Below are 16,252 nucleotides of genomic sequence, written 5' to 3'. Positions count from 1 at the left end.
GCGCTCCCCCGTTGTGCCGGGGGAGGATGTGATGCTTACAGCTCGCTTTTCTTGTGGAATCCGTCTTTCACCACGGTGGCGTCGATATTGTCTTTATTCACTTCGATAGGCGTTAACAGGCGGGCAGGAACATCTTTCAGGCCGTTATTTAACGAGGTATCTGCTTTCGGCTGCTGACCATTTCCCAGCTCGACGGCGATTTCAGCGGCGGTATTGGCCAGCTCGGTGATAGGCTTATAGACGGTCATGGTCTGGCTGCCGTTCATAATACGCTTAATCCCGGCAAGGTCGGCATCCTGACCGGAGATAGCGACTTTGCCCGCCAGCCCCTGGGCGCTAAGGGCCTGGATTGCACCGCCTGCGGTGGCGTCGTTCGAGGCGACTACCGCATCAATTTTGTTATTGTTGGCGGTTAGGGCGTTTTCCATAATTTTCAACGCGTTTTCCGGCAGCCAGCCGTCGGCCCACTGATCGCCTACGACTTTAATTTTGCCGCTATCGATATAGGGTTTTAATACTTTCATTTGGCCCGCCCGGAACAGCTTGGCGTTATTATCCACCGGCGAGCCGCCCATCAGGAAGTAGTTGCCTTCAGGCACCTTTTTGACCAGGCTCTGCGCCTGCATCTCTCCTACTTTTTCATTATCAAAGGAGATATAAAAATCGATATCAGCATTATTAATCATGCGGTCGTAGGCTAATACTTTAATACCCTCCTGCTTAGCCTCTTTTACCACATTACTTAAAACCTGGCCGTTGTAGGGAATAATCACCAGTACGTCAACGCCACGGTTGATCATATTTTCAATTTGCGACATCTGTGTCTCTTCGTTACCGTTGGCCGACTGGACAAACACTTCTGCCCCCAGCGATTCGGCTTTTTTAACAAAGATATCGCGATCTTTTTGCCAGCGTTCGAGGCGCAGATCGTCAATGGCCATCCCAATCTTGACCTCTTTAGCATGGCTCGCGGCGCTAGCGAGCAGCAGCGAGGCGCAAAGCGTAAGGCAAAGGTTCTTTATCTTCATAATATTAATACCTTTTGTAGGGTTATCGGGCTTGAGATAAAAGAAACATGCACAGCGACAGACGTAGCAAGTTTTTAACATCTTATTGCGGGCTGGCAATTACTGATTTTTATCTTCTGATTACGTTTTTTGGTTTATTTTCTAATTTATGACCGCGATCTTATTTTAAGCCGCTAAATGAATATTTGAGAGCTAGCGCACGTTTGTGCATTCTCTCAATGGCAGTGTGAAATAACGTAATTGAGCAACGCCCGTTGAATATCCACTATTAATGCCACTGATACCCTCTGCCGCAGACATTGATTATGGAGCTGAATATGCAAGCCTATTTCGACCAACTTGACCGCGTTCGCTATGAAGGCCCGAAAACTGCCAACCCGTTGGCCTTTCGCCACTACAATCCGGACGAACTCGTGCTGGGCAAGCGCATGGAAGACCATCTGCGTTTTGCCGCCTGCTACTGGCACACCTTCTGCTGGACCGGGGCGGATATGTTTGGCGTCGGCGCGTTCGAGCGCCCGTGGCAGCAGGCTGGCGATGCGCTGGCGTTGGCAAAACGCAAAGCCGACGTGGCCTTTGAATTTTTCCACAAGCTCAACGTTCCCTACTACTGCTTCCATGATGTGGATGTCTCCCCGGAAGGCGCATCGCTGAAGGAGTACCTCAATAACTTTGCCACCATGACCGACATTCTGGCCGAGAAGCAGCAGCAGAGCGGCGTTAAGCTGCTGTGGGGCACGGCGAACTGCTTCACCCACCCACGCTACGGCGCGGGCGCGGCGACCAACCCGGACCCAGAGGTCTTTAGCTGGGCGGCAACCCAGGTGGTGACCGCCATGAACGCCACCCATAAGCTGGGCGGCGAAAACTACGTGCTGTGGGGCGGCCGGGAAGGGTACGAAACGCTGCTCAATACCGACCTGCGTCAGGAGCGTGAACAGATCGGCCGCTTTATGCAGATGGTGGTTGAACACAAACACAAAATCGGTTTCCAGGGCACGCTGCTGATCGAGCCGAAGCCGCAGGAGCCCACCAAGCATCAGTACGACTATGACGTGGCCACGGTCTACGGCTTCCTCAAGCAGTTCGGTCTTGAGAAAGAGATTAAGGTCAATATCGAGGCCAACCACGCCACGCTGGCTGGGCACTCCTTCCATCACGAAATCGCCTCCGCCATTGCGCTGGGCATTTTCGGCTCCGTGGATGCTAACCGCGGCGACATGCAGCTGGGCTGGGATACGGACCAGTTCCCGAACAGCGTCGAAGAGAACGCCCTGGTGATGTATGAGATTGTGAAGGCAGGGGGCTTTACCACCGGTGGCCTCAACTTTGATGCCAAAGTGCGCCGCCAGAGCACCGACAAATACGATCTGTTCTATGGCCATATTGGCGCGATGGACACCATGGCGCTGGCGCTGAAGGTGGCGGCGCGCATGATCGAAGACGGCGAGCTGGATAAGCGCGTGGCGAAGCGCTACGCGGGCTGGAATGGTGAGCTGGGCCAGCAGATCCTGAAAGGGCAGCTTACGCTGACCGAGCTGGCGAAGTACGCTGAGCAGCAGAACCTGGCCCCGCAGCACCAGAGCGGTCATCAGGAGCTGCTGGAGAACCTGGTCAACCACTATATTTTTGATAAGTAGTCAGTATCGCCGGGCGGCGCTGCGCTGGCCCGGCCTACAGATCCGTAGGCCCGGTAAGCATAGCGCCACCGGGCGTGTTCATTAAGGAATCCCGCTATGTATATCGGCATCGATCTGGGCACGTCGGGTGTAAAAGCCATTCTGCTGAACGAGCAGGGCGAGATGCTGGCTTCGCACACCGAGAAGCTTTCCGTCTCACGCCCGCATCCGCTCTGGTCAGAACAGGATCCCGAGCAGTGGTGGCTGGCAACAAATAGCGCATTGAAAGCGCTGGGACAGCAGCAGTCGCTTTCCGGCGTTAAGGCCATCGGCATTGCCGGGCAGATGCACGGCGCAACGCTGCTGGACCGCGACGACCGTATTTTGCGTCCGGCCATTCTGTGGAACGACGGTCGCTGTGCAGAGGAGTGCGCTCTGCTGGAAGCGGCGGTACCTGACTCGCGGCAGCTCACCGGCAACCTGATGATGCCCGGCTTTACTGCACCCAAGCTGCTGTGGGTTAAACGCCATGAGCCAGAGGTATTTGCCCAGGTGGCGAAGGTGCTGCTGCCGAAAGACTATTTACGTCTGCGCATGACCGGGGAGTACGCCAGCGATATGTCCGACGCGGCGGGAACGATGTGGCTGGACGTTGCCCAACGCGACTGGAGCGATGAGATGCTGGCCGCCTGCGGTCTCTCTCGGGATAACATGCCCGCCCTGTTTGAGGGCAGTGAGATCGCCAGCACCCTGCTGCCGGAAGTTGCTGCCGGATGGGGCATGCCTGCCGTGCCGGTTGTGGCTGGGGGTGGAGATAACGCTGCGGGCGCGGTAGGCGTCGGTATGGCGGACGCCGGGCAGGCGATGCTCTCTCTGGGCACCTCTGGCGTCTACTTCGCGGTCAGCAACGGCTTTCTTAGCCGGCCCGAAAGCGCCGTACACAGCTTCTGCCATGCGCTGCCCAATCGCTGGCATCTGATGTCGGTAATGCTCAGCGCAGCGTCCTGTCTCGACTGGGCGGCGGCGCTCACCGGGCTGGGTTCGGTCTCTGCGCTGATTGCGGCGGCGGAGCAGGCGGACGAGCAGGCGGGCGATCTCTGGTTTTTACCCTATCTTTCCGGGGAGCGGACTCCGCATAACAACCCGCAGGCGAAGGGCGTGTTCTTTGGCCTGACGCATCAGCACGGACAGCGCGAGCTGGCTCGGGCGGTGCTGGAGGGGGTTGGTTATGCGCTGGCTGACGGGATGGATGCGGTACATGCCTGCGGCGTAACGCCGAAGAGCATCACCCTGATCGGCGGCGGGGCGCGCAGCGCTTACTGGCGGCAGATGCTGGCAGATATCAGCGGTCAGCAGCTTGACTACCGCACCGGCGGCGACGTTGGTCCGGCGCTAGGCGCGGCGCGGCTGGCGCAGATTGCCGTTAATCCCGAAACGCCGCTGGCGGATCTCCTCCCGCAGCTACCGCTGGAGCAGGCCCATCGTCCGGATGCAGACCGCCATCGGGCTTATGCTCTCCGGCGCGAGACCTTCCGCAAAATTTATCAGCAGTTACTACCGTTAATGTCCTGATCCCCAGGCCCGGCAAGCGTTAGCGCCGCCGGGCGTTATCAACTCACAAACCTGCGCGTATCAATTCGCTGTAACAGCATCGACAGCAACAGGCTAATGACCACCGTCACGCTGAAAATCCACACGATATCCGCTACTGGCCAGGGCAGCTCGACGCCGCGGGTGCGCAGGGCGTGGATCACCAGTGCGTGAAAGCCGTAGATCCCCAGCGAATGCCGGGAAATCAGCCCCAGCCCCGGCAGCGGGCGCGTGTTAAGCCTGTTTTTCACCAGCGTCAGCAGCGAGACCGCGCAGATAAACACCATCGGGCCGCAGTAGACATACCAGGTATCGGCGAAGTCGCCGCGCCACTGTAGCTCATAGAGGGTGCCGCGCGAGATGATCGCCACCGCCACGACAAACAGCGCCCCACAGATCCAGCTGAGGTACTTTTTATCGGTGTCCATCGTGCCGAGAGCGCGGCCGAGCAGGCCGTAGAGCACGTAGTAAAAGGTATCCCCGGCGATATAGAGATTAACCGGCAGCCACTCCACGCCGCCCGCTTTCAGCGGCACGGTATTGGGGTTCGCCACAATCCCCAGCACCACCATCAGCGCCAGCAGCATCTTGCCGCTGACGCTTTTCACCTGAATCAGCGGCGAAACCAGGTAGATCACCACGATGGCGAAGAAAAACCACAGGTGGTAGAAGACCGGCTTTTGCAGCAGGTTGCGCAGACTGAGCTCGCTGTTTATTGAGGTAAACAGCGTGATGTAGAGCAGGGCGACGGCGCTGTAGAAGAGCAGGCAGAGCGCGATACGCAAAAAGTGGCGCGGCTGGGCGCTGCGTTCGCCAAAGAAGAGGTAGCCGGAGATCATAAAGAAGAGCGGGACGCTGACCCGCGAGGCCGAGTTGAGCACGTTGGCGATATCCCAGTTGAGCAGGCTGATGCTCTGCGCATCGGTAATGTATCCGCTGGTGGTGTGGATCATCACCACCATTAAGCAGGCGATCCCGCGTAGGTTATCAATCCAGCTGATTTTTGACGCCATCCGACTCTCTTTCTCCTGCTGACAATGACAGAGCGATAACCATGTGTTATCTAATAGATAACATAACAGCCAGCTCATCCTGCGGGGATTAAAATGATGACAAAGTGTTGCATAACGGCGCTGATTTTTCTGCTTGTTGGCTGCGGTTCAACGCAGCAGGCCGCCGTGCAACCCGTTCCTCAGCCGAAGGTGAGCCCGGCCACCACCCTGAGCATGGAGCAGCTTTGCCGGGAGACCGCGGCGCAGCGTTACAATACCCGCGAGCAGAGCATTGCGGTCACCGGAATGGTGCAGTTTCAGGCCAGCTACGAAATGCGCGGCCTGACGCCGCGAGAAGAGCGTTTCGTCTGCGCATTCGATCCTGATGGACAATTTTTACACCTTTCCATGCGTTAGCAGGCCAATTTTCCCAAACAACCCCGTTTCGTACTGTATATCTTGCGGTCAATGGGTATACTGGCTGCTTCCTTTAAATCCACACGTATCCAGCACGAAATACTATGCAAAAGTTTGATACCCGGACCTTCCAGGGCCTGATCCTGACCTTACAGGATTACTGGGCTCGCCAGGGCTGCACCATTGTTCAACCGTTGGACATGGAAGTTGGCGCAGGCACCTCCCATCCTATGACCTGCCTGCGTGCGCTCGGCCCGGAGCCAATGGCCGCTGCCTACGTGCAGCCGTCACGCCGTCCGACCGATGGCCGCTATGGTGAAAACCCGAACCGCTTACAGCACTACTATCAGTTCCAGGTGGTTATCAAACCGTCGCCGGACAACATTCAGGAGCTGTACCTCGGATCGCTGAAAGAGCTGGGTATGGATCCGACCATTCATGACATTCGCTTCGTCGAAGATAACTGGGAAAACCCGACGCTGGGTGCCTGGGGTCTCGGCTGGGAAGTGTGGCTGAACGGCATGGAAGTGACGCAGTTCACCTACTTCCAGCAGGTTGGCGGCCTGGAGTGTAAGCCGGTAACCGGTGAGATCACCTACGGCCTTGAGCGCCTGGCAATGTACATTCAGGGCGTGGACAGCGTTTACGACCTGGTGTGGAGCGACGGCCCGCTGGGGAAAACCACCTACGGCGACGTGTTCCACCAGAACGAAGTGGAGCAGTCCACCTATAACTTCGAACACGCCGACGTCGACTTCCTCTTCACCTGCTTCGAGCAGTATGAGAAAGAGGCTCAGCAGCTGCTGGCGCTGGAAAACCCGCTCCCGCTGCCTGCTTACGAACGTATTCTGAAGGCCGCCCACAGCTTCAACCTGCTGGACGCGCGTAAGGCCATCTCCGTGACGGAGCGTCAGCGCTACATTCTGCGCATTCGCACGCTGACCAAGGCCGTTGCCGAGGCTTACTATGCGTCCCGTGAAGCCCTTGGCTTCCCGATGTGCAACCGAAACAAATAAGAGGCGGCCATGTCTGAGAAAACTTTTCTGGTGGAGATTGGCACTGAAGAGCTGCCACCAAAAGCCCTGCGCAGCCTGGCAGAGTCCTTTGCTGCAAACGTTACTGCCGAGCTGGATGCAGCCGGCCTCACCCACGGCAGCGTAGAGTGGTTTGCCGCTCCGCGTCGCCTGGCGCTGAAAGTGGCTAACCTTGCGGCGGCTCAGCCGGATCGCGAAGTTGAAAAACGCGGCCCGGCGATCTCCCAGGCGTTTGACGCCGAGGGTAAACCGAGCAAAGCGGCAGAGGGCTGGGCGCGTGGCTGCGGTATCACAGTAGATCAGGCCGAGCGTCTGACCACGGATAAAGGCGAGTGGCTGCTCTATCGCGCCCATGTGAAAGGCGAGAGCGCGCAGGCGCTGCTGCCCAACATGATCGCCACCGCGCTGACCAAGCTGCCGATCCCAAAACTGATGCGCTGGGGTGCAAGCGACGTGCAGTTTGTCCGTCCGGTGCACACCGTGACCCTGCTGCTGGGCAGCGACGTCATTCCCGCAACCATCCTGGGCATCGACTCCGATCGCGTGATCCGCGGTCATCGCTTTATGGGCGAGCCAGAGTTCACCATCGACAATGCCGACCAGTATCCGCAGATCCTGCTGGAGCGCGGCAAGGTGATGGCCGACTACGAACAGCGCAAAGCCAAAATCAAAGCGGACGCCGAAGCGGCGGCGCGCCAGATTGGCGGCAACGCTGACCTGAGCGAAAGCCTGCTGGAAGAGGTTGCCTCGCTGGTAGAGTGGCCGGTGGTGCTGACCGCGACCTTCGAAGAGAAGTTCCTCGCCGTGCCGGCTGAGGCGCTGGTCTACACCATGAAGGGCGACCAGAAGTACTTCCCGGTCTACGCCAACGACGGCAAGCTGCTGCCGAACTTTATCTTCGTCTCCAACATTGAGTCGAAAGATCCGCAGCAGATCATCTCCGGTAACGAGAAGGTGGTGCGCCCGCGTCTGGCCGACGCCGAGTTCTTCTTCAATACCGACCGCAAGAAACGTCTTGAAGACCATCTGCCGCGCCTGCAAACCGTGCTGTTCCAGCAGCAGCTGGGTACCCTGCGCGACAAGACCGATCGCATCATGGCGCTCTCCGGCTGGATTGCCGCCCAGATTGGTGCTGATGTGGCTAACGCCGAGCGTGCGGGCCTGCTCTCTAAGTGCGACCTGATGACCAACATGGTGTTTGAGTTTACCGACACCCAGGGCGTAATGGGGATGCACTACGCGCGTCACGACGGCGAAGCCGAAGAGGTGGCCGTTGCCCTGAACGAGCAGTACCAGCCGCGCTTTGCTGGCGACGACCTGCCGTCTAACCTGGTGGCCTGTGCGGTCGCCATTGCCGATAAGATGGATACCCTGGCGGGCATCTTTGGCATCGGCCAGCATCCGAAAGGCGACAAAGATCCGTTTGCGCTGCGTCGTGCCGCGCTGGGCGTGCTGCGAATCATCGTTGAGAAGAACCTCAACCTCGATCTGCAAACCCTCACCGAGGAAGCGGTGCGCCTGTATGGCGACAAGCTGACCAACGCGAAGGTCGTGGATGACGTCATCGACTTTATGCTGGGCCGCTTCCGCGCCTGGTATCAGGACGAAGGCTACACCGTGGATACCATCCAGGCGGTGCTGGCGCGCCGTCCGACCCGTCCGGCAGACTTTGACGCCCGTATGAAGGCGGTCTCGCACTTCCGTACGCTGGACGCTGCTTCGGCGCTGGCAGCGGCGAACAAGCGTGTCTCCAATATCCTGGCGAAGTCAGATGAAACCCTGAACGAGCGCGTCAATGCGGCCACGCTGAAAGAGGCGGAAGAGATCGCCCTGGCGATGCAGGTCGTGGTACTGCGTGACAAGCTGGAGCCATACTTTGCAGAAGGCCGCTATCAGGAAGCGCTGGTTGAGCTGGCGGCGCTGCGCGAGCCGGTCGACGCCTTCTTTGAGAAGGTGATGGTGAACGTTGAGGATAAAGAGCTGCGTGTCAATCGCCTGACGATGCTGGAGAAACTGCGCGAGCTGTTCCTGCGCGTGGCGGATATCTCGCTGCTGCAGTAATCGTTCCCGGCTCGCAGAAACCAAAAACCCGCCTCTGGCGGGTTTATTTTTTTTATCAAACGGGTACAGCGGGCAAAAATCACTCCATCAGCTGACGGCTGAGACGTGGGTTTGCCTGAATCAATCGCATCAGTTTTAATTCGGTGGAGGAAGGTTTTACTCGTTTAGATTCCCACTCATGCACCATCGCTACGCTAACGCCCATCACTCGGGCAAAATCATCAATCTTCAGGCCGGTGCCCTTACGCAATTTCTCGAATTCGCTAAACGGATTCGGTTTTTGGATCTGACTTACTTTTCGAGATTCATCTTTAAAAACAATTTGTTCCAGGCTGCTAAGCAGCTCAATCATTGGATCTTTGTATTCCATCGAATACTCCTCATAAAACACACATCGAGGCCGTGAACAGCACAGAGAGATTTAAGAATAGCCGCTAAAAAATAACCCGGTGGTTGGATGAGAGAATTATTTGCCATACAAATCAATTTTACGCACCTTGCCTGCATAGTTATGTGACTTTTTACGACCTAACAGATTGATTTCTCTGCCTGCCTCTGCAGACGAAAATTTTTGTCAATGCTTTGCAAAAAAATCGCTAACTACCCCCGCCGCGTCTTTTCTCCCGACGCTGATTTTCCCCACAAGATTGCAACGAAAGGGGTATCTTGCGCGGCCCACCTGGACTATCCTTGTCAGCGTCAGGCACACGTGTGCCGGTGTGCGCTTTTTTTGGGTGAAAGGAGTAATAAAATGGCGACAGGAAAGTCCTGCTCTCGCTGGTTCGCGCCTCTTGCGGCGTTATTAATGGTAGTTAGCCTGAGTGGGTGTTTTGATAAAGAGGGCGATCAGCGCAAGGCGTTTATCGATTTTCTGCAAAATACAGCGATGCGTAGCGGTGAGCGACTCCCGACGCTGACTGCCGATCAGAAAAAGCAGTTCGGCCCCTTCGTGTCGGACTATGCCATTCTGTATGGCTACTCCCAGCAGGTGAACCAGGCGATGGATGCCGGTCTGCGTCCCGTAGTAGATAGCGTGAACGCCATCCGCGTCCCACAGGATTATATGACCCAGCGCGAGCCGCTGCGTCAGGCTAACGGCTCCCTGGGCGTGTTGAGCCAGCAGCTACAGAATGCCAAAGTGCAGGCCGATGCCTCTCGCTCTGCATTAAAACTGAACGATGACCTGAAACCGGTCTATGATCAGGTGTATGAGAAAGTCGTGACCCAGCCGGCTAACGCGTTACAGCCGCTGATCCCGGCGGCGCAGGTCTTTACCCAGCAGCTGGTACAGGTGGGTGATTTCATCGCCCAGCAGGAGGCGCAGGTGAGCTTTGTTGCCAACGGTATTCAGTTCCCGACCTCTCAGCAGGCCAGCCAGTATAATTCGCTGATTGGGCCGCTGGCTTCCCAGCATCAGGCGTTTACGCAGGCCTGGAGCGCGGCAGTGAACGCGACGCAGTAACACGCGTACGTTTTTGATGCCCCCGTCTGCGGGCGGGGGCATTGTAATGAATCGTAAGTAAAACAATTAGTGCTTGCCATGACGTCTGTAAAATGAGTTAATGCGTCATCGGTTTGATATACAGACCTTAAAGCAGTTTAGTAAAGCAGTCCCCTTCAAGAGTTATCATAGATACTCCTCGTAGTGAGCTCTCCTTTATCGCTTAAAAAATCTGTAAAGCACGCCATAGCGCCGGAAGGCACACTTAATTAAAAAGGTAATATCTATGTCTAACAAAATGACTGGTTTAGTAAAATGGTTTAACGCTGACAAAGGTTTCGGCTTCATCACTCCTGACGATGGCTCTAAAGACGTGTTCGTACACTTCTCTGCTATCCAGAACGATGGCTACAAATCTCTTGATGAAGGCCAGAAAGTATCCTTCACCATCGAAAGCGGCGCTAAAGGCCCGTCTGCTGGTAACGTTGTAAGCCTGTAAGCTTAACGTTTAAAGCACGATGTTAAAAAAACCCGCCTCGGCGGGTTTTTTGTTGTCTGCTCTATTCTAGTTTTCACAGGTTGGCGTACTCTAAAATTTCCTCTCCCATCAGGATACAGTCGGAAGAGAAGATCAGCCGCATTCTGTATCGCCCCTTATAGATGTATCCCCACGTTTCCAGCACATTAAGAAGCTGCTTTTCGTTAGCAGGATTTTTTATCTTCGCTAGCGGCGTAACCTTGTCATCAATGACGATACGATCGTCATTGTCGCGATAGAAAGCGAGCAACTTTTGCGATGCATTCAATGCGTCTTGTTTACAGGCTAATGATGAGCTCTGCGCAGCTGCACAGGCACCGCCTGTGACTAATGTAGAAATCAGAATTAGAAGCTTTAAATAGCGCACTGTTGATAGCCTTGGCATAAAAAAGCCCCATCATAGTGATGATGGAGCCAGCTTTCTTACGCTTTGATGCTTACTTCGCTATCTGTGGATTCATGCAGTTTTTCTCTACCTTGCCGTTAAGGGCGTCGATCAGGTTATCGACGGCGCAGGCGGCCATGTTGTAGCGCGTCTCGTGCGTTGCCGAGCCGATATGGGGCAGGGCGACGACGTTGGGCAGGCTCAGCAGCGGCGAGCCTGGTGGCAGCATCATGCCGCAACCAAAGTGCAGTTTTTTATGAATATTTAATTAGATTCTTTAGGGGAAAAATAAATTCTCGCTCTGAAGGAGAATTAAATAATAAATTAAATATGCAAATTTGATCATATTCATTCTTCGTTATAAAGATGTGACCCTCACATATATAATCACATAAACTTTCAAATGCTAATGGTTCTTCCCCAAAGTCTATGTAAATCAACGCCTAATTCAATTGATTTTTTGTAATTTTTATCATTAAATTGCTCGCCGAAGCTCTTCAACTTTGTACCAGTAACTTTAGTCATCATTTTACTCCTGATAAATATGGAACGGGGCCGTCGCTGTGAAGAATATGCTTTCGTGCTTTTGGATTACAACCAAATAAGTCAGGAGGGTTGAATGGATTAGGTGAATAAACACAGAGGCGATATCTCCATTTAGCTTCGCTGGGTCCTGCACGGTGAACCGTCCCACCTGGGGGTCGTAATACCTGAACAGGTTGTAATGCAGCCCCGTTTCGCTGTCGGCGTACTGTCCGGCGTAGCGCAGGAGCTCAGAGTAGAAAATATTACTTTGTAACATCTACTCCTTTCTAATGACAAGTTCTAGGTTTTTATTTAATAAAGTCTTGAGTCTGAGCGTGGTTCAATTTCTCTTATACCAAGCTGGCTTGTTTTTTCTAAAATTAAATCATAGCAATAGACAATACCATCATCTTTTTCTAAATGAACTCCTTCAAGGCTGACTTTATATATTCCCTTAGGGATGTTGGTATTATTCCATCCGGTATATTTCTCCCATTCCCAAAACGCTGACATATCAGAAATGAATAAATCACCTGTTATATTCAGGTAAAAATATTTATCACTGAATATTACGCGCCTGTCTTCATCGCTAGGATGTTCATTTAGAAAAAAACGAACAAAATATCCCCCATCATCAATGCCCATGATAGGTAGTGCAATACCTTCATCAAGGACAATATCCCCTTTGTTTGTGGTGGTAAATTCCTGAAGAATATTTTCTCCATCTTCGATTTTTCCGCAAAATGGGTTCAGTATCCCCGGATAGTCGAATATAATTATCCCATTAAAATCAACATCTATGCTTATTATCTTAACCACATTTAACTCCCGAGATTTTACCCATTTGTTTTTCGTTGAACCATTGCAACAATTTTGAATGCGCCTCTATAGGTGTTATGTTTCTGGCTAATACCTCTCCCGTTGCAGGGATTTTTAAATCACCTCTAATATGAGAGGCTGAGTCTAAATTACGACTAGTGGCAATGAATAAATCATCCGCTGTGCCTGTCCACGGGCCTTGAATTTTACCTATGTCACCTTTAATAACTCGATGCAGTTCTTCATGCATTCCTGGACTATAAGGATCAGGAAAAAATGTTGGCGTATTGTTCATAGTACTAAGGTCGGTCAGACCGATGCTATTAGCCTTGTTTCTTGGGATTAAATGGTGTCCCATTCCATTAGGATCCCATGCCCAAGGCATTAACCCTAAGGGATCTATCCAAGTTAACGGATTAGGAACGTATAAGTACAGATTCAGCCCACCCAGTAGCCCAATCGGGTCCTGCACCGTGAACCGTCCCACCTGCGGGTCGTAATACCTGAACAGGTTGTAATGCAGCCCCGTTTCGCTGTCGGCGTACTGTCCGGCGTAGCGCAGCGGCTGAGGGTCCGGGGTGGTAGCCTGCAACAGCCGTGAGAAGCCGTCGCTCTGATACCGCACCTCGCCGAAGCTGCCGTACTGGCCGCTCCAGCAGATGCTGCCCTGTTCATCCGTGACGTCCAGCGGGGCACCGTTCAGGTCGGTGCTGAACCAGCAGATGTCGCCCTGGCTGTCATTCCTGAGATGGTCGATACGCGCCAGCGGGCTGTAGGCTTCGTTCGGATCATAAACATAGGTCCGGCAGCGATCTTTCTGCTGCTCCTGCAGCAGGCGATAACCCTGCCACAGGAAGCGGGTCTCTGACGTGCCGCGCTGCGTGGTGACGGTTTTTCGGGTCCGACGGCCCAGCGCATCATAATGATACTGTGCCGTAAACCTGCCTTCCGGTCCCGTGCCTTCTGCCTTTATCAGCCGGTTTTCCGCATCATAGACATAATGCTGATCGCCCGTGCCGCTGCGGCGGCTGACAAGATTACCCCAGGTATCATATTCCATTACCCGGTGCTGCCAGTGCAGCAGGCGGTTACCGGTGACCGGCAGGGCAGGCAGGTTATCATCCGGCAGCAGGTTACCGGCGGCGTCATAGCGAAAATGTAAGGTGCTGTGCCCCTGACGAGCTTCATAATGTTTCAGCAGGCGGCCTTCGGCGTCGTAACCGTACTGTATTTCACCCCGCAGGGTGTCGCTGACGCCTGCCAGCTCGCCCAACTCATCCCACTCAAGGTGCAGAGTCGACCATCTCTATTGACCATATAACTTATGGTATCAGTTCTAAACTTGCCGGGTCACAAGTATTAAATTTTATTTTTATGTTAGTAGTTGACTCTACAAGAACAGTATTCCGGTCACACTCGATAATATTAAAAAATGGATTTGATGTTTCTGAGTAAATGACCCAAATTAACTCTTTGCTCTCATCAAGATATGCGATAAATCCTTCTGAACCATAACTACCCTCGCCAACACAACAATAACAGCCATTGGATAATTTGATGCTCATTATTATATCAATGGATGTAACCTCCTCTTTATTATTTTTATAAAAATCAGTAAAATCAAAGACATTTCCTTTTTCTACATTTGGAGCGGGGTAAGATGTAATCTTATAAGAGATAGCGCTTCCATCACAGAAATAAATGGCATCCTTTATTGGAAGGATCTCCCGACCCCATAATTCCGATATAATATTTTTCATTTATTTATCCACATGTTGTTGGGCGCGTACTTAAACCTTCATCTGGGACAACTCCACCAGCTTTGATGTTTCGGCGATCGCTAAATCTTTGCTGGAATTTTTCCCACCATGTTTTTCCTGTAGAAGAATTTGGATGAGGTGAGTAGGGATCAACTATAGTAACTTTGACCTTATCTAAATCTGCTTCTAAGGCTGCATCTAATCGCCTGTTGTCGTAAGTAACTAGTTGACCGTTAACATCAACAACATTTAACGGCGATCTATTCCAGTCCCACTGACCATTTCTCATCATTTCAGCATAATCGTTAGCTGAAATGGTCCTCTGTGAAAAATTGATATAATTTGGGTTGACCCACTCACCTGTCAATCCCCACGGATCAATCCACCCCAGCGGATTCGGCGCATACTGATAAAGATTCAGCCCACCCGCAAGCCCTATCGGGTCCTGTACCGTGAAGCGTCCCACCTGCGGGTCGTAATACCTGAACAGATTATAGTGCAGCCCCGTTTCGCTGTCGGCGTACTGTCCGGCGTAGCGCAGCGGCTGAGGGTCCGGGGTGGTAGCCTGCAACAGCCGTGAGAAGCCGTCGCTCTGATACCGCACCTCGCCGAAGCTGCCGTACTGGCCGCTCCAGCAGATGCTGCCCTGTTCATCCGTGACGTCCAGCGGGGCACCGTTCAGATCGGTGCTGAACCAGCAGATGTCGCCCTGGCTGTCATCCCTGAGATGGTCGATACGCGCCAGCGGGCTGTAGGCTTCGTTCGGGTCATAAACATAGGTCCGGCAGCGATCTTTCTGCTGCTCCTGCAGCAGGCGATAACCCTGCCACAGGAAGCGGGTCTCTGACGTGCCGCGCTGCGTGGTGACGGTTTTTCGGGTCCGACGGCCCAGGGCGTCATAGTGATACTGCGCTGTAAACCTGCCTTCCGGGCCGGTGCCTTCTGCCTTTATCAGCCGGTTTTCCGCATCATAGACATAATGCTGATCGCCCGTGCCGCTGCGGCGGCTGACAAGATTACCCCAGGTATCATATTCCATTACCCGGTGCTGCCAGTGCAGCAGGCGGTTACCGGTGACCGGCAGGGCAGGCAGGTTATCATCCGGCAGCAGGTTACCGGCGGCGTCATAGCGAAAATGTGCGGTGCTGTGCCCCTGACGGGCTTCATAATGTTTCAGCAGGCGGCCTTCGGCGTCGTAACCGTACTGTATTTCACCCCGCAGGGTGTCACTGACGCCTGCCAGCTCGCCGCGTCCGGTATAGCGATAAATACGCTCCAGCATCGCCTGTTCCGGCAGCGTGACGTCGGGAAGCCGTGCGCTGCGCTGCAGGCTGCGTCTGCCGAGTCTGTCATACTCACGGTGCTGGGTGCGTACACCCTGGCTGCGTTCGGTTTCCCGGTGCAGGCGGTCGCGGGTGAAGTCGCTGATGGTCTGCTGGTTAAAGCGGACGGCGCTGACGTGGCCGGAGCCGTAATGCAGCCATGACAGCCGCTGCCCGCCGGGCAGGGTGAGGGCGGTCAGGTTACCCAGCGCGTCACAGACATAGTGCAGCTCACCGTTGACACCCTGTTCACCGAGCAGGTTTCCCGCAGCGTCATAGGTAAACTGAATCTCATCCTCACCGACACCCCGGGCCATGCCGTCGGCTGTTGGCGTGCGCAGCAGGCCGGTAAGCTGCCCGTTCTGGTTACGCCGGTAGCGGTATCCGGCATCACGGGTGGTCCGTGCAGTAAGCAGGCCGCTGCTGTCATAGCCGAACTGCTGCCACCGAAGGCCAGCCCCGCCGTCGGCGGCAGGGCTGCCGCGCTCTTCAAGGGCCGTGAGAAAACCCCGCGCGTCCCACTGCATCTGCCGTGACGTCTCATCGGGCCGGATCTCGCTCAGCGGGTGGCCCGTGGCGTCATAAGTAAAGCGGTATTCAGCGCCGTTGCCGTTCTCCAGCCGTAACAGATTGCCACGCGGATCGTAGTGCCAGCGGCGGGTATGCCCGGTACGGTCGGTGAAGCTGACGGGCAGGCCCAGGACGTTATACGCCTGGCGCA

The 16,252-nt window shown here is 54.4% G+C and carries 16 protein-coding genes and 3 pseudogenes; 7 read left to right on the top strand and 12 right to left on the bottom strand.

Annotated elements, in window-relative coordinates; all coding sequences use genetic code 11:
- Positions 1–35: 35 nt before the first annotated feature.
- Entirely contained in the window at positions 36–1,028 is a 993-nt protein-coding gene (gene xylF, locus WFN61_RS17980; protein ID WP_144818499.1) for a D-xylose ABC transporter substrate-binding protein, read from the bottom strand.
- A gap of 317 nt (positions 1,029–1,345) precedes the next feature.
- Between xylF and xylA the strand changes: the two genes are divergently transcribed.
- Entirely contained in the window at positions 1,346–2,668 is a 1,323-nt protein-coding gene (gene xylA, locus WFN61_RS17975; protein ID WP_222889265.1) for a xylose isomerase, read from the top strand.
- A 96-nt stretch (positions 2,669–2,764) separates the two neighbouring features.
- Complete coding sequence (xylB, locus tag WFN61_RS17970; protein ID WP_337039018.1) at positions 2,765–4,219, top strand: xylulokinase; 1,455 nt, start codon at positions 2,765–2,767, stop codon at positions 4,217–4,219.
- Positions 4,220–4,257: 38 nt separating this feature from the next.
- Here the strand turns inward: xylB and WFN61_RS17965 are convergent, their stop codons facing one another.
- Positions 4,258–5,250 carry an acyltransferase gene (locus WFN61_RS17965; RefSeq protein ID WP_144818505.1) on the bottom strand — a complete coding sequence of 331 codons (993 nt, stop codon included), beginning with the start codon at positions 5,248–5,250 and terminating at the stop codon, positions 4,258–4,260.
- 93 nt (positions 5,251–5,343) lie between these two features.
- On the opposite strand from WFN61_RS17965, the gene WFN61_RS17960 reads away from it, so the two are divergent.
- From WFN61_RS17960 to glyS, 3 genes are all read left to right on the top strand, one after another.
- The gene (locus WFN61_RS17960; RefSeq protein WP_144818507.1) at positions 5,344–5,646 is read left to right on the top strand and encodes a YsaB family lipoprotein; all 303 of its coding nucleotides are present in this window, start codon (positions 5,344–5,346) and stop codon (positions 5,644–5,646) included.
- A gap of 104 nt (positions 5,647–5,750) precedes the next feature.
- The gene (glyQ, locus tag WFN61_RS17955) at positions 5,751–6,662 is read left to right on the top strand and encodes a glycine--tRNA ligase subunit alpha (protein ID WP_042393986.1); all 912 of its coding nucleotides are present in this window, start codon (positions 5,751–5,753) and stop codon (positions 6,660–6,662) included.
- Between the two features lie 9 nt (positions 6,663–6,671).
- Positions 6,672–8,741 carry a glycine--tRNA ligase subunit beta gene (gene glyS, locus WFN61_RS17950; protein ID WP_257758776.1) on the top strand — a complete coding sequence of 690 codons (2,070 nt, stop codon included), beginning with the start codon at positions 6,672–6,674 and terminating at the stop codon, positions 8,739–8,741.
- 79 nt (positions 8,742–8,820) lie between these two features.
- On the opposite strand, the gene WFN61_RS17945 is transcribed toward glyS, so the two are convergent.
- Positions 8,821–9,111 carry an HTH-type transcriptional regulator gene (locus tag WFN61_RS17945; RefSeq protein WP_042393993.1) on the bottom strand — a complete coding sequence of 97 codons (291 nt, stop codon included), beginning with the start codon at positions 9,109–9,111 and terminating at the stop codon, positions 8,821–8,823.
- Positions 9,112–9,492: 381 nt separating this feature from the next.
- Here WFN61_RS17945 and WFN61_RS17940 point away from each other — a divergent pair, with 381 nt between their 5' ends.
- Both WFN61_RS17940 and cspE read left to right on the top strand, forming a co-directional pair.
- The gene (locus tag WFN61_RS17940; protein WP_103820452.1) at positions 9,493–10,203 is read left to right on the top strand and encodes a DUF3053 domain-containing protein; all 711 of its coding nucleotides are present in this window, start codon (positions 9,493–9,495) and stop codon (positions 10,201–10,203) included.
- Between the two features lie 265 nt (positions 10,204–10,468).
- Complete coding sequence (cspE, locus tag WFN61_RS17935) at positions 10,469–10,681, top strand: transcription antiterminator/RNA stability regulator CspE (protein ID WP_042393997.1); 213 nt, start codon at positions 10,469–10,471, stop codon at positions 10,679–10,681.
- 73 nt (positions 10,682–10,754) lie between these two features.
- Here the strand turns inward: cspE and WFN61_RS17930 are convergent, their stop codons facing one another.
- From WFN61_RS17930 to WFN61_RS17890, 9 genes and pseudogenes are all read right to left on the bottom strand, one after another.
- Positions 10,755–11,105 (bottom strand): hypothetical protein, encoded by a 351-nt coding sequence (locus tag WFN61_RS17930; RefSeq protein ID WP_312273718.1) that lies wholly within the window; start codon positions 11,103–11,105, stop codon positions 10,755–10,757.
- 52 nt (positions 11,106–11,157) lie between these two features.
- Positions 11,158–11,331, bottom strand: a pseudogene (locus WFN61_RS17925) (bifunctional glyoxylate/hydroxypyruvate reductase B); the annotation flags it as partial.
- Positions 11,332–11,359: 28 nt separating this feature from the next.
- Positions 11,360–11,545, bottom strand: coding sequence for a MafI family immunity protein (locus WFN61_RS17920; protein WP_337039016.1), 186 nt, complete (start codon positions 11,543–11,545; stop codon positions 11,360–11,362).
- Positions 11,505–11,633, bottom strand: a complete 129-nt coding sequence (locus WFN61_RS17915) for a hypothetical protein (protein WP_337039090.1) — start codon at positions 11,631–11,633, stop codon at positions 11,505–11,507. The genes WFN61_RS17920 and WFN61_RS17915 overlap by 41 nt, the downstream gene beginning before the upstream one ends.
- Positions 11,634–11,692: 59 nt before the next feature.
- Positions 11,693–11,886 (bottom strand): annotated as a pseudogene (locus WFN61_RS17910) (RHS repeat-associated core domain-containing protein); the annotation flags it as partial.
- A gap of 56 nt (positions 11,887–11,942) precedes the next feature.
- Complete coding sequence (locus tag WFN61_RS17905) at positions 11,943–12,449, bottom strand: hypothetical protein (protein WP_312273715.1); 507 nt, start codon at positions 12,447–12,449, stop codon at positions 11,943–11,945.
- A pseudogene (locus WFN61_RS17900) lies at positions 12,442–13,719 on the bottom strand (RHS repeat domain-containing protein); the annotation flags it as partial. The pseudogene WFN61_RS17900 and the gene WFN61_RS17905, both read right to left, overlap by 8 nt.
- Before the next feature lie 52 nt (positions 13,720–13,771).
- Positions 13,772–14,209, bottom strand: coding sequence for a hypothetical protein (locus tag WFN61_RS17895; protein WP_337039014.1), 438 nt, complete (start codon positions 14,207–14,209; stop codon positions 13,772–13,774).
- Between the two features lie 4 nt (positions 14,210–14,213).
- Positions 14,214–16,252: RHS repeat-associated core domain-containing protein (locus WFN61_RS17890; protein WP_337039013.1), on the bottom strand; the 2,039-nt coding region annotated here is incomplete at its 5' end.

Source organism: Pseudescherichia sp. AS216 (assembly GCF_037152055.1).
GTDB lineage: Bacteria > Pseudomonadota > Gammaproteobacteria > Enterobacterales > Enterobacteriaceae > Pseudescherichia.
The sequence above is the reverse complement of the archived record's forward strand: the minus strand, read 5'-3'. Positions and strand labels throughout refer to the sequence as shown.

Coding starts and splice junctions, on each gene's coding strand:
- glyS (WP_257758776.1), top strand. CDS start 6,672: ATGTCTGAGAAAACTTTTCTGGTGGAGATTGGCACTGAAGAGCTGCCA.
- WFN61_RS17895 (WP_337039014.1), bottom strand. CDS start 14,209: ATGAAAAATATTATATCGGAATTATGGGGTCGGGAGATCCTTCCAATA.
- xylF (WP_144818499.1), bottom strand. CDS start 1,028: ATGAAGATAAAGAACCTTTGCCTTACGCTTTGCGCCTCGCTGCTGCTC.
- WFN61_RS17915 (WP_337039090.1), bottom strand. CDS start 11,633: ATGATGACTAAAGTTACTGGTACAAAGTTGAAGAGCTTCGGCGAGCAA.
- xylB (WP_337039018.1), top strand. CDS start 2,765: ATGTATATCGGCATCGATCTGGGCACGTCGGGTGTAAAAGCCATTCTG.
- WFN61_RS17940 (WP_103820452.1), top strand. CDS start 9,493: ATGGCGACAGGAAAGTCCTGCTCTCGCTGGTTCGCGCCTCTTGCGGCG.
- glyQ (WP_042393986.1), top strand. CDS start 5,751: ATGCAAAAGTTTGATACCCGGACCTTCCAGGGCCTGATCCTGACCTTA.
- WFN61_RS17945 (WP_042393993.1), bottom strand. CDS start 9,111: ATGGAATACAAAGATCCAATGATTGAGCTGCTTAGCAGCCTGGAACAA.
- WFN61_RS17960 (WP_144818507.1), top strand. CDS start 5,344: ATGATGACAAAGTGTTGCATAACGGCGCTGATTTTTCTGCTTGTTGGC.
- cspE (WP_042393997.1), top strand. CDS start 10,469: ATGTCTAACAAAATGACTGGTTTAGTAAAATGGTTTAACGCTGACAAA.
- WFN61_RS17930 (WP_312273718.1), bottom strand. CDS start 11,105: ATGCCAAGGCTATCAACAGTGCGCTATTTAAAGCTTCTAATTCTGATT.
- WFN61_RS17965 (WP_144818505.1), bottom strand. CDS start 5,250: ATGGCGTCAAAAATCAGCTGGATTGATAACCTACGCGGGATCGCCTGC.
- xylA (WP_222889265.1), top strand. CDS start 1,346: ATGCAAGCCTATTTCGACCAACTTGACCGCGTTCGCTATGAAGGCCCG.